This is a genomic window from Methanofollis sp. W23 (genome assembly GCF_017875325.1).
Lineage (GTDB): Archaea > Halobacteriota > Methanomicrobia > Methanomicrobiales > Methanofollaceae > Methanofollis.
Genome location: NZ_JAGGMN010000001.1, coordinates 2,193,610 through 2,206,200 on the forward strand (window position 1 = coordinate 2,193,610; position 12,591 = coordinate 2,206,200).

At 57.9% G+C, this 12,591-nt stretch carries 20 protein-coding genes; 1 reads left to right on the top strand and 19 read right to left on the bottom strand.

The features are described 5' to 3' along the window. Window positions 1–3: 3 nt before the first annotated feature. The 18 genes from J2129_RS09360 to J2129_RS09445 all read right to left on the bottom strand — a co-directional run bounded on the left by J2129_RS09360 (window position 4) and on the right by J2129_RS09445 (window position 9,523). A complete protein-coding gene (locus tag J2129_RS09360; RefSeq protein WP_209630609.1) occupies window positions 4–528 on the bottom strand; it encodes a 50S ribosomal protein L6 in 525 nt (174 codons plus the stop codon). An 11-nt stretch (window positions 529–539) separates the two neighbouring features. Next, window positions 540–932 carry a 30S ribosomal protein S8 gene (locus J2129_RS09365; RefSeq protein WP_209630610.1) on the bottom strand — a complete coding sequence of 131 codons (393 nt, stop codon included), beginning with the start codon at window positions 930–932 and terminating at the stop codon, window positions 540–542. An 11-nt stretch (window positions 933–943) separates the two neighbouring features. Further along, complete coding sequence (locus J2129_RS09370; RefSeq protein WP_209630611.1) at window positions 944–1,102, bottom strand: 30S ribosomal protein S14; 159 nt, start codon at window positions 1,100–1,102, stop codon at window positions 944–946. Then, window positions 1,102–1,611, bottom strand: a complete 510-nt coding sequence (locus tag J2129_RS09375) for a 50S ribosomal protein L5 (RefSeq protein ID WP_245320721.1) — start codon at window positions 1,609–1,611, stop codon at window positions 1,102–1,104. Before J2129_RS09375 ends, J2129_RS09370 begins: the two co-directional genes overlap by 1 nt. Beyond that, entirely contained in the window at window positions 1,611–2,333 is a 723-nt protein-coding gene (locus J2129_RS09380) for a 30S ribosomal protein S4e (protein ID WP_209630612.1), read from the bottom strand. Before J2129_RS09380 ends, J2129_RS09375 begins: the two co-directional genes overlap by 1 nt. Continuing rightward, window positions 2,334–2,699, bottom strand: coding sequence for a 50S ribosomal protein L24 (gene rplX / locus J2129_RS09385; RefSeq protein ID WP_209630613.1), 366 nt, complete (start codon window positions 2,697–2,699; stop codon window positions 2,334–2,336). It lies immediately after the preceding gene. Window positions 2,700–2,709: 10 nt separating this feature from the next. Next, entirely contained in the window at window positions 2,710–3,108 is a 399-nt protein-coding gene (locus J2129_RS09390) for a 50S ribosomal protein L14 (protein WP_209630614.1), read from the bottom strand. A gap of 1 nt (window position 3,109) precedes the next feature. Continuing rightward, window positions 3,110–3,430 (bottom strand): 30S ribosomal protein S17, encoded by a 321-nt coding sequence (locus J2129_RS09395; protein WP_209630615.1) that lies wholly within the window; start codon window positions 3,428–3,430, stop codon window positions 3,110–3,112. Between the two features lie 10 nt (window positions 3,431–3,440). Next, window positions 3,441–3,716, bottom strand: coding sequence for a ribonuclease P protein component 1 (locus tag J2129_RS09400; RefSeq protein ID WP_209630616.1), 276 nt, complete (start codon window positions 3,714–3,716; stop codon window positions 3,441–3,443). After that, on the bottom strand, window positions 3,713–3,925 hold the full coding sequence (gene rpmC, locus J2129_RS09405; RefSeq protein ID WP_209630617.1) for a 50S ribosomal protein L29: 213 nt from the start codon (window positions 3,923–3,925) through the stop codon (window positions 3,713–3,715). Before rpmC ends, J2129_RS09400 begins: the two co-directional genes overlap by 4 nt. Continuing rightward, complete coding sequence (locus tag J2129_RS09410) at window positions 3,926–4,654, bottom strand: 30S ribosomal protein S3 (RefSeq protein WP_209630618.1); 729 nt, start codon at window positions 4,652–4,654, stop codon at window positions 3,926–3,928. 3 nt (window positions 4,655–4,657) lie between these two features. Further along, window positions 4,658–5,119, bottom strand: a complete 462-nt coding sequence (locus J2129_RS09415) for a 50S ribosomal protein L22 (protein ID WP_209630619.1) — start codon at window positions 5,117–5,119, stop codon at window positions 4,658–4,660. A 5-nt stretch (window positions 5,120–5,124) separates the two neighbouring features. Then, window positions 5,125–5,538: a 30S ribosomal protein S19 gene (locus tag J2129_RS09420; RefSeq protein ID WP_209630620.1), complete on the bottom strand. Its 414-nt coding sequence runs from the start codon at window positions 5,536–5,538 to the stop codon at window positions 5,125–5,127. Window positions 5,539–5,547: 9 nt separating this feature from the next. Then, entirely contained in the window at window positions 5,548–6,264 is a 717-nt protein-coding gene (locus J2129_RS09425) for a 50S ribosomal protein L2 (RefSeq protein ID WP_209630621.1), read from the bottom strand. Window positions 6,265–6,274: 10 nt separating this feature from the next. After that, window positions 6,275–6,523, bottom strand: coding sequence for a 50S ribosomal protein L23 (locus J2129_RS09430; protein WP_209630622.1), 249 nt, complete (start codon window positions 6,521–6,523; stop codon window positions 6,275–6,277). Then, on the bottom strand, window positions 6,524–7,273 hold the full coding sequence (gene rpl4p / locus J2129_RS09435) for a 50S ribosomal protein L4 (RefSeq protein WP_209630623.1): 750 nt from the start codon (window positions 7,271–7,273) through the stop codon (window positions 6,524–6,526). A 7-nt stretch (window positions 7,274–7,280) separates the two neighbouring features. Next, window positions 7,281–8,294, bottom strand: a complete 1,014-nt coding sequence (locus J2129_RS09440; protein ID WP_209630624.1) for a 50S ribosomal protein L3 — start codon at window positions 8,292–8,294, stop codon at window positions 7,281–7,283. Window positions 8,295–9,118: 824 nt separating this feature from the next. Then, window positions 9,119–9,523: a Tfx family DNA-binding protein gene (locus tag J2129_RS09445; protein ID WP_209630625.1), complete on the bottom strand. Its 405-nt coding sequence runs from the start codon at window positions 9,521–9,523 to the stop codon at window positions 9,119–9,121. A gap of 138 nt (window positions 9,524–9,661) precedes the next feature. Here J2129_RS09445 and J2129_RS09450 point away from each other — a divergent pair, with 138 nt between their 5' ends. Then, window positions 9,662–10,504 (top strand): F420-dependent methylenetetrahydromethanopterin dehydrogenase, encoded by an 843-nt coding sequence (locus tag J2129_RS09450; RefSeq protein ID WP_209630626.1) that lies wholly within the window; start codon window positions 9,662–9,664, stop codon window positions 10,502–10,504. Between the two features lie 1,053 nt (window positions 10,505–11,557). Here J2129_RS09450 and J2129_RS09455 read toward each other — a convergent pair. Continuing rightward, window positions 11,558–12,487: a galactose-1-phosphate uridylyltransferase gene (locus J2129_RS09455; RefSeq protein WP_209630627.1), complete on the bottom strand. Its 930-nt coding sequence runs from the start codon at window positions 12,485–12,487 to the stop codon at window positions 11,558–11,560. Between the last annotated feature and the right edge of the window lie 104 nt (window positions 12,488–12,591).

Below are 12,591 nucleotides of genomic sequence, written 5' to 3' on the forward strand. Positions count from 1 at the left end.
CCATCACGCCTTCTGCACAATGTAAATTCCGTCCTGGAAGACCCGCGTGTCGCGATTGCGGACTTTTGTCGCCCGCTCGATCTTCGCTGCAGTCGCCCCAACACGCTCTTTGTCGATACCGGTGAGAGTCAGTTCGTCATTGCCGACTTTGACCTCAACGCCAGGGAGGATCTTTGCAACCCTCGGCTGCTTCTCCCCGAGGAAGTTGTTGATAGAGAGGAGATCGCCCTGGAGTTTGATCTGGATCGGGAAGTGAGCATAGACCACTTTCATGTGGTACTCAAAGCCCATGCTGACACCATCAACCATATTCCGGATATGTGAGGCATAGGTGCCGATCATCGCGACGATGCGCTTCCTGGTTGATTCAGTGGAGACGATGACCTCATTGTCCTCAAGAACAATGGAGACGCCAGGGTAACGCATGTCACGTGAGATCTCGCCCTTCTGGCCCTTCACCACGATGGTGAAGCCTTCGATCGAGACCGTGACCCCCTCAGGGATCGCTACTCTCTTCTCAGTTGTCATTCTCCTCCACCTCAGTATACATATCCCAGGAGTTCGCCGCCGATACCGTCACGGCGGGCCTGTTCATGTGACATGACGCCCTTCGACGTCGAGATCATGAGGAGCCCAAAGCCCTTTGCCGGGAGGTACCTCGTCTCCCACGACTCCATCTCTTCAAGAGTGGTGGCAAAGCGTGGGGAGATCGCACCACACCGGTTGATCCGACCGATGAGCGTGACCTCGAACTGACCGCCGCGGCCGTCCTCGATATATTCAAACTCGCCGATATACCCAGATTCCCGCATGATCCCAAGCATGGCGCCAAGGACCTTGCTCGCGGGCTCGACGATGACTGAGGACTTCCCGCCGTCGCTGGCGTTCTTGATGGCGCTCATCGCATCTGCAATTGTGTTCAGTCGTGCCATTTCACTCCACCTCAGTTCATCTTCTTAAAGCCCATCTTGGGGGCCCACTCGCGGAAGCACTGCCGGCAGAACATGATATTGTACCTGCGGACAAGACCCTGCTTCCTGCCACAGATCTGGCACCTGTTTGCGCCGCGTCCGAAATTTTTCTTCTGTTCTTTGTCTGCCATCACTGCACCTCCATGCCATAGCGTTCGGTCATAAAGGCGACCGCCTCGTCACGGGTGACGGTCTGCTTGGCCGGAAGTTTTCGGCGTGCGATCATCCTGCGTGCGATCCTGACGCCGTTCTTCTCAAGGATGACATTGACGTCCATCCCATAGATCCCGATCTGCGGGTCATAGGACTGCCCCGGGAAATCGGTGTGCTCTTCGATACCAAAGGAGAAGTTGCCCTGATTGTCAAAGGCAGAGGGAGAGAGTTTCCGACCGACGATGTCAAATGCAGTCTTAAAAAACTCTTCTGCTTTCTTGCCCCGCAGGGTCACCTTGGTACCGATTGGTGCGCCTTTTCTGACCCCAAAGGCCGGCTGCGTCTTCTTTGCAATGGAACGCACCGGTTCGGCCCCGGTGACCGCGCGGATGATGTTCTCGCCATTGACAAGCCTCTCACCGCTCTCGCCGACACACATGTGCACGACGATCTTATCGATGTGAAGTTCCTGCATTGGATTTGTCATCAGGCCTCAATCCCCCATTCTGTGGTCGAAGACGCCTCACGACCGATCATGAAGATATACTCCTCGATCGTCTCGAACGATTCCTTGTTCTCGTCTTCAAGGATGACCCGGTTCGGGATGCTGCCCGGCACCGTCTTGATCTCGGTGATCGAACCGATCCTGCCCGAGTGCTTCCCGCCGATGACCATTGCCATGTTCCCGACCGCAAAGGGGAAGTGGTCCACGATCTTGAACCGCTCCTCGCCCTCGCCGATGGTGAGGACGACCGAGTCCTTGGGCTTGTAGGTGTTGTCGGCAAGGACGTTGGCGCCATAGTTGAGGTTCAACTGGACCTTCCCGCCCTTGATGATCGTCTTGTTCCTGATCTTGCAGAGCCTGGTCTTGGCAGCCTCGGCGTCGATCTCGACCGAGACCTGGTGGCCGCGCTTGTCTATCAGGATCCGGTAGTGCTTGTCCATTTTCGGGATGGAGATGATATCAAAGATACCAAGCCCGATCTTGGAGTCGGTCACCGGTTTACCGTTGACGATGACATCGCGCTGGTGGAGGATCCGCTTGACCTCCTTCATGTTCCTGGCCAGGCCCATTCCGTCTCTGAGCCAGACACCGATCGGCATGGCAGCCGCGTTGTGCGGGCCAGGGGAGGTTCTGGTGATGAACGTGTTCTCCTTCTTGGCGATCTGCCAGGCCATCGGCGCGGTCAGTCTCTTCAGATGTGACATTTACTTCCTCTCCTCCAGCTTTGCAACCCGGCGGGAGTCGTCGGTCTTGAATTTGGTGATCACGACATTGGAGGGATTCACCGGACGTGGGACCTCGGTCCCGTCGGTCTTGGCCACCGTCACGCCGTGCACCTCGATCATGCCCTTCTTTGTGTCCACGCTATCGACGACGCCTTCATTTCCGGCATGCTCGCCACGGAGCACCAGCACCGTGTCGCCAGCGACGACGCGGGCGCGGCGCCTCTTGTATTCCTCACGGAGATCCCGGGAAAGGGGTGCCGAGAGGAACCTGCTCCGCTGATGGGTGGCTGCATTGTAGCGTATCTTACGCTGTTTTCTGGGCTGTTTGCTTGCAATCCGTACCATGCACCACACCTCACACGATAATCGTCGCGGTGGACCCGATCTTCGGGAAACGCTCGGCGACCTCACGGGCCACCGGTCCCTTGATCTCGGTCCCCTTCGGTTCGCCGCGGTCGTCGACGATCACGGCAGCGTTGTCGTCAAAGCCGACCCGCAGGCCGTTCGGGCGGCGCATCTCTTTGCGCTGCCTGATGACAACTGCCTTCAGAAGTTTGCGCCGCATGTCGGGCGTACCCTTCTTGACCGAGACTGTCGCCATGTCACCGAGACCCAGTTTCGGCTGACGCCTGCGGACACCGTGGTATCCGACCACTGAGACAATCTCGACGACCCTGGCACCGGTGTTGTCGGCACAGACAAGTCTGGTCCCGGTGTTGATCGCCCGTGGGATCTTGGACATCCGTGCTTTCATCTCAGATCACCTCGACCACAACGAAGTTGGTTGTCTTGGACAGGGGCCGACACTCGGCGATCCTGACCATGTCACCAACCTTCACGTCGAAGCATTCCGGGAGGTGGGCGTGGTACCTGGAGGTACGCTTCTCGTACCTCTTGTATTTCCGCACATAGTGGAGGAAATCCCGTCCGATTACCACCGTTCCATTCATGCGGTCGCTCACGACCTTGCCGGTGATCACCTGGCCGTGCACCGGCAGGGTGCCGTGAAACGGACAGTTCACGTCGCTGCACTCCTTCTCAGGAAGTGGGACGTTTAACCCAATATCTCTCGCCATTCTCTATCCTCTATCTGGTTTTGCGCATGCTGATCCGTTTTTCAGGTCGTGCCACAAGGGCAGACCCTTCGACTTCGGCGCATACCCCGTCAGGGAGGGTGAAGAGAAAGACGGTGCCTTTCTTCTCCACCTTCTTCTCTCCCGTAGGGGTGAGGACCGCCAGCATATTGCGAGTCTCATCTACAATCCGGCCAGATACCCCGACATAGGTCGGGTTCCCGGCCTTCACCACAGAGACTGCAAGCCCGGTCAGTTCGTGCCGAAGGAGGGTCTGCGGTGTGATCATGCCTGGGTGACGGCCCTCCGTGCATTCTGCTCGGTCTGGATGCGGGCGATGGTCCGCCTGAGTTCCCTGATATGTCCAGGGTTCTCAGGCGCACCGCCTGCACTGACCTTGCCGCGAGCCTGCATCAGGTCGAGTTTCAGCTTCTCAAGCTGTTCGACCAGTTCTACGTCCGAGAGCTGGCGGACCTCATGTGCCCTGAAGATGGCCATTTACTGCTCCTCCTCGACGAATTCTGCAGATTCTGGAACCTCTTCCTCGAATTCCTCGAGTTCGGCGTCGACATCCTCGCCGATGTCCTCGACGACTTCTGGCTCTGCCGTTTCAGTGACCTCGGCCACCGGTTTGGGCTCAAGCACTTCGAACTCGTCAGGGAGTTTGGCGTCGCCAGGGATGATCATGACCTGGACCCCGATGGTGCCCAGTTTCTTGACGGCCACGGCAAAACCCTTCTCGACGATGGTCTCGCTCGGTTCGCCGGCGTGCTTGACATGGCCCTCGATGAACTTCTGGACCCTTGACCTGGCCCCGGTTACCTTTCCTGACAGGACGATCTCGCACCCGAGTGCACCGGACTCCATGACACGGCGGATCGTGCTCGAACCAGCCTTCCTGAAGTACCAGCCGCGTTCAAGAGCCGTAGCAAGACGCTCGGCCATGATCTGGGCGTTGGTGTTCGGGTTCTCGACCTGCTGCACCTCGACCTGTGGAGAATCAAGGTCGAAGTTGGTCGCAAGGTCCTGGGTCAACTGCCGCACGACCTTACCGCCTTTCCCGATAACGATCCCGGGCTTCTCGGCGAAGATCGTGATCTGCGTTCCGAGCGGGGTGCGGACGATGTCCATCCCGCCGTAGCCGGCGCGCTTGAGTTCACGGTTGAGGAACTGCTCGATGCGTGCCTTGGTGACACCGTCACTCACAAACTTACGCTCTATTGCCATGGTTCACTCAACCTCCTTCACGATCAGTTCGACGTTCACGCTCTCACGCATCTTCGGGGTCGCCCTGCCCATCGCACGCGGGAAGATCGCACGCATCGCACGGCCGCGGTTGGCGGACGTGTGAACGATGACGAGTTTCTCGGGGTCAAGCCCGGCATACTCGGCGTTCTTCTTTGCCTGGTTGATGAGTTTGATAAACTCGCCAGAGGCCTTGACCGGGTAACGACCGGCGTCCCAGCCCGAGAGCCCCTTCTTGTGTGCTACGTCCATGTTGAAACGCTTGAAGGGGATGGCCTTCTTCTTCGCGACGACTGCCTCCAGGTACTCGATGGCCGCATCGGCCTTCATGCCCCTGATATATCTGGCAATCTCGATGGAGTGTTTCGGGGAGATGGACAGTTCGTTCGCCTTTGCGCGCGCGATGTTCTCTCCCTTGACCTGCATTGAATATCCAGTCCGTGCCATTGCCATCACTTCAGGGGTACGTACTTGGAAGACCTGGTCGCACCGATACCGGCGGTACCGTGGTTGACTCTCCTTCTTGTCAGGGCGAATTCACCCAGATAGTGGAAGACCGCCTCAGGCTGGATCTCGACACTGACAAACTCCTTGCCATTGTAGATCTCGATCGTCTTGCCGACCATCTCGGGCATGATGACCATGTCACGCAGATGAGTGCGGATGTGGTCTTCCCCTTTCTTCACGTTGGCGAGGAGGGTCTCCTGATCCCGCGAGATCCCGCGGTTGAATTTGCGCCGTGCTCTGGCCGGCATCAGGGGGATCAGTTCACTTGTCCCCATCTGCTGGAGCTCCTCAATGGAGTAGCCGCGGTATTTAAACGCCTCCCGCCGCCGCGGAAGCCTTTTTTGTGTTTTTTTAGCCATTCAATCCCCTCACTTCTTCCATTTCCCAGTTCTGCGAGCAGCGATATGCCCCACTTTGCGGCCTGGAGAGGTGCCGCGGGATACTGTCTTCGGCCTGCCCGGGTGCTGGTGGCCACCGCCACCAAACGGGTGGTCGATGACGTTCATCTTCACACCCGACGATCTGGGCCACTTCTGGGCCTGCGATTTCATCTTGTAATGCTTGTTCCCGGCCTTGGCGAAGGGTTTTTCACTGCGTCCCCCGCCTGCCACGATCCCGATCGTGGCCATGCACAGTTCGTGGAACCACTTCTGCTTGCCGCTGGGCATCTGGACTGCAACTTTGCCGGTGGTCTTGCCGACGACCATGGCCTGGACACCACTTGAGCGGACAAACTTGCCGCCGTCATTCGGCTTTGCCTCGATATTGCAGATATATGCACCGACCGGAATCCCCCGCAGGGGCAGGGTGTTGCCGTTCTGGACACCGGCCTCTGGCCCCCAGGAGATCTCGTCACCGACGCCCATACCCTCAGTCACAAGAGCGTAGACCTTCTTCCCGCCCTCAAGAGCGACACGGGCGATCGGGGCATGCCTTGCAGGATCATGCTCGATATCGACGATCTCGCCCTTCACCGTCTCGGTGTTCGGACAGGCGTGTTTGAGGTCGGCCTTGTACTTGTGAGATGGTGCCCGGTAGGTCGGGCCACCCCGGCCGCGGTTCTGCTGAATAATTCTATGTCCCATCTACACCACCTTACATGACGCCAAGCCTGCTGAGAATTTCCTCAGCGGCGTTTTCGTTCTCGAAGTTGATGATGGCCTTCTTCTGACCCTTCATTGTCATCATGGTCCTGATCGACTTGACCGGCTGTTCGAAGGCCTTCTCGACCTCACGCATGATCTGGTCTTTGGAAGCGCCCTGCTCGACGAGAACCTGGATCTTGTTCTCGTTCTCGAGCATCATCATCGCTTTTTCCGTCACATACGGATGCTTGAGCACCATTCACTCCACCTCTTCCATCAGTTTGAGTGCGCTCTCAGACCAGATCGTCAGCCTGCCCGCCTGGGTACCAGGAGCGAGAAGCTCGACATCAAGGTCATAGACTGAGATCGCATCGACACCAGCAAGGTTGGAGGCGGCACGAAGTGGTTCATCACCGGTCACGATCAGCACGCTCTTGCGCTGCTTGTACCGGCGCCCACGCATCTTACCCCGTCCTGCACGGACCTTCTTGCTCTCTTTTGCCCGTTCGACATCGGCATAGAGCCCAAGGGCCTGAAGGGCGTTGATGATATCAGAAGTCTTCTGGAGCGCTTCGAAGGATTCGTCGACGACAAACGGGACGTCACCTTCAAACCGGTGACCACGGGCGGCGACGAGTTCCGGCACCATGGTAGCGGCGACTGCGGAACGCAGGGCCAACCATCTCTCCTGTTTGTTGATCTTTCTCTTCAAAACCTTTGCAGCCTTTGGCGGGTGGGCCGCACGGCCGCCCTTGGCCTGCGGGATCTTGGCGGCTCTTGAGCCGTTCTTGATCCTGGGCAATTGTGCTACGCCGCGTCCTGACCCCCAGCTCTCGGCTGAACTCCTGATCCCGGCAAACGGGTTGGTGCCATGGGGCTGAAGCCTGATGCTCTGGGCAGCCAGTACCGCCTTCTTGATCAGGTCAGGCCGGTAGAGTTCATCGAAGACAACCGGGAGTTCAATCTCACGGACGACTGACCCGTCGGTTGATCTGACATTTGCTTTCATCCGTTATTCACCCCTGCTTGCTCTCCAGGCTGACATAGTTCACGGCCGGTGTCCTCACTTCGTGTTCGCCCTGCCTGATTGCCGGGCGGATGCGCACGAGACGCTTGACCGGACCGGGGACTGAGCCCTTGACCATTATATACGAGTTCCTGACCAGTCCGTAGTGGAGGAATCCACCCTTGGGCACGATTTCAGTGCCGTCGGCGCTGGCCTTGAGGATCCGCTTGTTAAATTCGGTCCTCTGCTGATACCCCTTCTGGCCCATCTGCGGGACCTGCCACCTGACGTGGTGAGGATGCCACGGACCAAGGTTGCCGATGTGGCGCTTCTTGCCGCCGCGGGAGTGTTTTCCCTTCCTGACCTGGATACCCCAGCGCTTGACCGGACCCTCGGTACCCTTCCCCTTGGTAATAGCGGTGACGTCGATGTACTGCCCTTCTGTAACCAGAGAGAGCGGGTCGACCTCGGTGCCAAGGAGGGACGTCGCAAGGTTGAGGCGGTCTTCCATGGACCCGCCATCGATCCTGGTCTCCATCAGTTCTGGCACTTTCTTCGGGACACCTGAGAGGGCCGCCGGCTGCGTGTACATCAGGGCAAAGATCTCGGTGACTTTCCCTGCCGCCACGGCCTCCTGGATAGCCTTGAGGGCCGCATCGCGGTCGTGTTCTTTTGGCAGCGTCATCCTCTTTGCGAGGGCGGCGTCAAGGTCTTCAGCCCAGACCTCAGTCAGCGGGTGTTTTCCATAAGAGTCGGCGACATAGGCGCGCACAGCCGCAACCTTCATGACCGGGACTTCGATGATGGTGACCGGCACCATGATCTCGCGCCCTTCGGTCGGGCTGTTCTTGTGGTCGTCAACGCCGACGACGTGCGTCATACCAACCTTATACCCTGCAATCGCCTGCAGCATGGGTTCTCCTTCGTGCCGAGGCCAGGACTGGTACTTTGGTACCTGGCTCTTTGCCCGCTTGCGCGGACTGAAGGCAAGGGAACCCCTGCGCGGTCTGTGTATGTTCGGCATGTTCTAATCAATCCTCTGCGTTTGGTTCTCTCCGAGCTTGCAACTCTGTCACATCCCTGCCTTCTTTGAAGGGCAGGTATGCCAGATTCCCGCCGGGATTGCACAAACATCGCGAACCGGATCCCCACCAATTCTGTTCCCCTGAGGGGGAACGGACGATCGGGCGCGCTCTCCGCACAACAGGATCTTCTCCTGTTGCGGTGGTGTCGGGAGCGATGTGCCTTGGTGTGGTCTCCAATGTCTAGAGTCCATTCCGGTGTGCTCCGGAATTACCTCGTCTCGCGAAGAGATCCTGATCGTGTGCACGCCGGGTCAAAACCCGGACCGGGCTCGTCTGCACTGACGGAGGCCCATATGCAGTGATCAGATCCAGCGTCTGTCAGCTCCTTGGGACTGGGATGAGTCCTTCTCGGTCATGCCCCTATACCGGGGCAACCGGGGCACTGCAGTCTGACCCAGAGTTTGGGGTGCAGGCCTGTTGTACTATCCGGCAAACGGTTACAGAATGGCCACTTCTACCACCATATGGCCATTGTTCTGTGTCCGGTTGCGCTGGATACCATCGTCTCCGGTTCTGTAATTATTCATCAAATTTGAATATAAAGGTTTGTGACCCCTGGGGGATCCATTCTCCTCTGGCATTGTCGGGAGCCAGGCACTTGTGGCAGGAGGGGAGAGAAGAGGGATCTTCTGGCCCCATACACATCCTCGTGATGTCCTCTAACCAGGGCGTGCCGCCGCCCCTGGGCGGTGAAGAGGGGAGGAAAAGGCGAGTGAGTCGCACACTCGTCCAGGAGATGTGAGGGATTTACAGGGCCGATCGTTCAGCTGAAGAAGAGATCCCCTTCCTGGTTGATGTAGACCTCGACGTCCTCCCTGACATAGCGCGCCCTGAACTTGCCAGGGTTGGATTCCTGGACGCGGTTGACCAGTTCGATGGTATTGTACTTCACTTTAATACCATGTTTTTCCGCCTCCTGGAAGATCTCGGAGGCTGCTTCAATAAGGTCGGTCCCGGCCTTGATGGTGCAGAGATGGTCTGAGTCAAGGGTGTACAGGAACTCAAGCGTCTCTCTTGCACGGCCAATATTTTCATATGCCGCCTTCTCGATGGTGCAGACATTCGCCTTGGAAGTCTGGATAATATCGGCGACCTGCTGCTGAGTGAGCCCCATCTTCCGGTACCGGAGTACTTCTTTCTGTCTGTCGGTGAGAAGCCCCTGTTTCATTAGAGTATAAATTTAACCTCATGTATCATAAACAATGTTCTTTAACCCCACGAGGATGGGAAGAAGGTCAGGGATTCACAATCTTTATATGAGAACTTGCCAATAGTTAGTTTGTTCTCAAATTTGAGAGGTGTATAGATGGTAGTTAAAGTAGGAATTGCCAAACTGGGTAACATTGCCAGTGGCGTAATGGCAGAGCTCCTCCTTGACGAGCGTGCGGACCGTGAGGACATGCAGACGTTCATGGCGACGAGCGGGACCAAGCTCCAGCCAGAGGACATCGACCGTGTCGTCACCACCATGAAGGAATGGGTGCCAGACTTCTGTATTGTCGTCTCCCCGAACGGTATCCTCCCCGGACCGACCGGCGCCCGTGAGCAGCTTGCTGAGGCAGGCATCCCGTGCATCGTCATCACCGACGACATCACCGGGAAGAAGGACCAGTTCGCCGCCCTGAAGGAGAGCCAGTTCGGCTACATCATCATGAAGGCTGACTCGATGATCGGTGCTCGTCGCGAGTTCCTCGACCCTGTCGAGATGGCCGACTTCAACGGCAACCTCGTCAAGGTGCTCGCCCTCACCGGTGCCTTCCGCAAGCTCCAGCTTGAACTCGACAAGGTCATCGACCAGGTCAAGGAAGGGAAGAAGGGTGCCGACCTCGTGCTCCCGAAGCTTGTCATGAACTCCGACAAGGCTGTCGCCGGCGAGTTCTCGAACCCGTACGCCCTTGCAAAGGCCCGTGCGGCCTACGAGATCGCCCAGGCGGTTGCCGGGGTCAATGTCAAGGGTTGCTTCATGACCAAGGGCTTTGAGAACTACGTCCCGATCGTGGCGTCCGCCCACGAGATGATGCGCGAGGCCGCATATCTCTGTGACGAGGCCCGTGAGATCGAGAAGGCCGGCGACGGCATCATCCGCAAGCCGCACAAGAAGGATGGCGTCATCGTCTCCAAGACGGCGCTCATCTCCAAGCCTGAGTAAAAATATCACACTTCTTTTTTTCTGGCCCTGTTCGGTCGTAGGTTATGAGCAGGACCGACAGGGGTTTCGGGGCGGGGATATACGTCTACCTGAGCGATCTTTCCCTGGATGGGAACCCTGGCCCTATGTAGCACTCAGGACCATGCCTCGCGCCGGGCGGACCTGAGGGGGAATTTCTCTGAGCGGTACCGGAGAGTGTCCCCCATGTCCCTGTAGAGACGACGACGCCCCGCCCCCCTGATCACATCAGGTGGATGCCAGAGCCCGCCGTCTTTCTCGAACCCGTTTACACTCGTTCCTCAAAGCACCCCGCGTCATGGCGCCCTGGTGAGGTGCCAGAGAGATTCAAGCCCACAGAAACCCTCCAGACGACCATCTCTCCATGGGTATGGGAAGGCACGCCGATCAGAATGGCCGCCCCCAATCGTCGAATCTTCACCACCATCTCGCGCCGGGGGTGGCACTCCCCACAAGGAGGAGAGTGGGGGCAACGCATTGAAAAGAGAGCGATCGACGAGATATATTCATCCAATATGTATGGCGGGCGTTCGCTTCATGAGCAAACTCTCCAAACCTGGATCTTCCTTCATCAGGAATCGTTGATTATATGGCTCTGTAGAAACTCTCACAAATTCCTGGTATGACCGTAACTCTCGCCCCCCCATATATTCGCGCCGGGGGCGCAGCCCCCTGACCCCAGGGATGAAGATAGGGCCGGGAAGGCACAAGAGACACATATTTTGGGGTGCAGTCCTCGCCCTATCATATTGTGGGGGAACCGGGGGGCGGCCTGCCCAAGCCAAAGATAGTTGTCCTGAGGAATTCTACAGAGCCAATCATATATGTTCTCAAATGTGCTCTCGCTCGTATCCTCGAGGACGAAGAGAGGATTTTTCTGAAGAGGGGCCTGTGTCGTTCACCCTCGATCTTCCTGCCCGGTGTCGGGGAGAGCGGCCAGAAGAGGTGTGAGGATGATCTCCGGACTCCGGGGATAACGGGGGAGGCACCCCCCACAAAAACCGTCCAGAGGATCTCTACAGCCCCCTGACCCCCTTATTCCCTCCCCCCCATCTCACGAAAGACTGCTCCCAGGTGTTCAGGCAGGGTCATCACGACCGGTTCGAGATGGAGGCGCTCCATAAAGGCCGAGTCGGTCCTTGCAGAGGAGTTGGGGTTGACCCGCGCAATGAGGGAGCAGAAGGCAGAAAAGTATTCAGCGTCTTCGGGGCGCCCAAAGTAGATCGCCATATTGAATGCTCGCGTGCCAAGGGCGCGGTAGCACCCGATCACCCGGAGGACGCCTCTGACCAGGGCAGAGATGGAAGCCCCGAGGTCAGCAAGGGTGGTTCCCGGCAGGATCCCCCGCACTTCTCGCTCGCCGAGCGGGACCGGGTTGGCAAACCAGACGATCCCATCATCTTCAAAGAGGAAACGCTCAGAGGCAGACTCGCGGTCGACAAGGTCGACCCAGTACGACCGGCCGTGCTCTCGGGAGTAGCGCCTGCTCTCCCGGATGTACCTCCCCTGGAGGTTGGTAGGCCCTGGATCGGCGATCCCCTGGAGGTGGGGATGGGCGATGCTTGCACCGGCAGAGGAGAGAAAGTTCCAGTTTATCGAGGCATACCCTCCGCGCCCGGAGAGGGCCTCTGAGATACCCATGAAGGCATCTTCAAGGTGTTTTTGAGAGAAGTGGTCGACGATATGGGCCCTGGTGATCACGGTCACCACATGCCAGGAGGCAAAAGGGTAGAGGTTCGGGAAGGTCACACTCTCACCACACCAGATCCTGCCGCCGTCAGGGAAGGTGGGAGTCTCGTGTTCAACTCTCCCTGGACAGAAGGGACACTCTTCGTCCCTGGGAGGGAGATAGACAGGGGTGATGTCTCGCGTGATCCGTTCTGGCGAGAGCCGGGCAGTAAGACCGGTCAGGTCTTCCCGACGGACCTGGACGCGCCCGCCTGCATATTCTTCAACCGAAAACATCCCTACAGTCCAGTCGTGGGAGGCCAGATGAGATAAATCCATCCAAAAGATTCAGGAAGAAGACTCAAAAAGAAGGAGGACGGGGAATTCCTCCGAAAAATAGG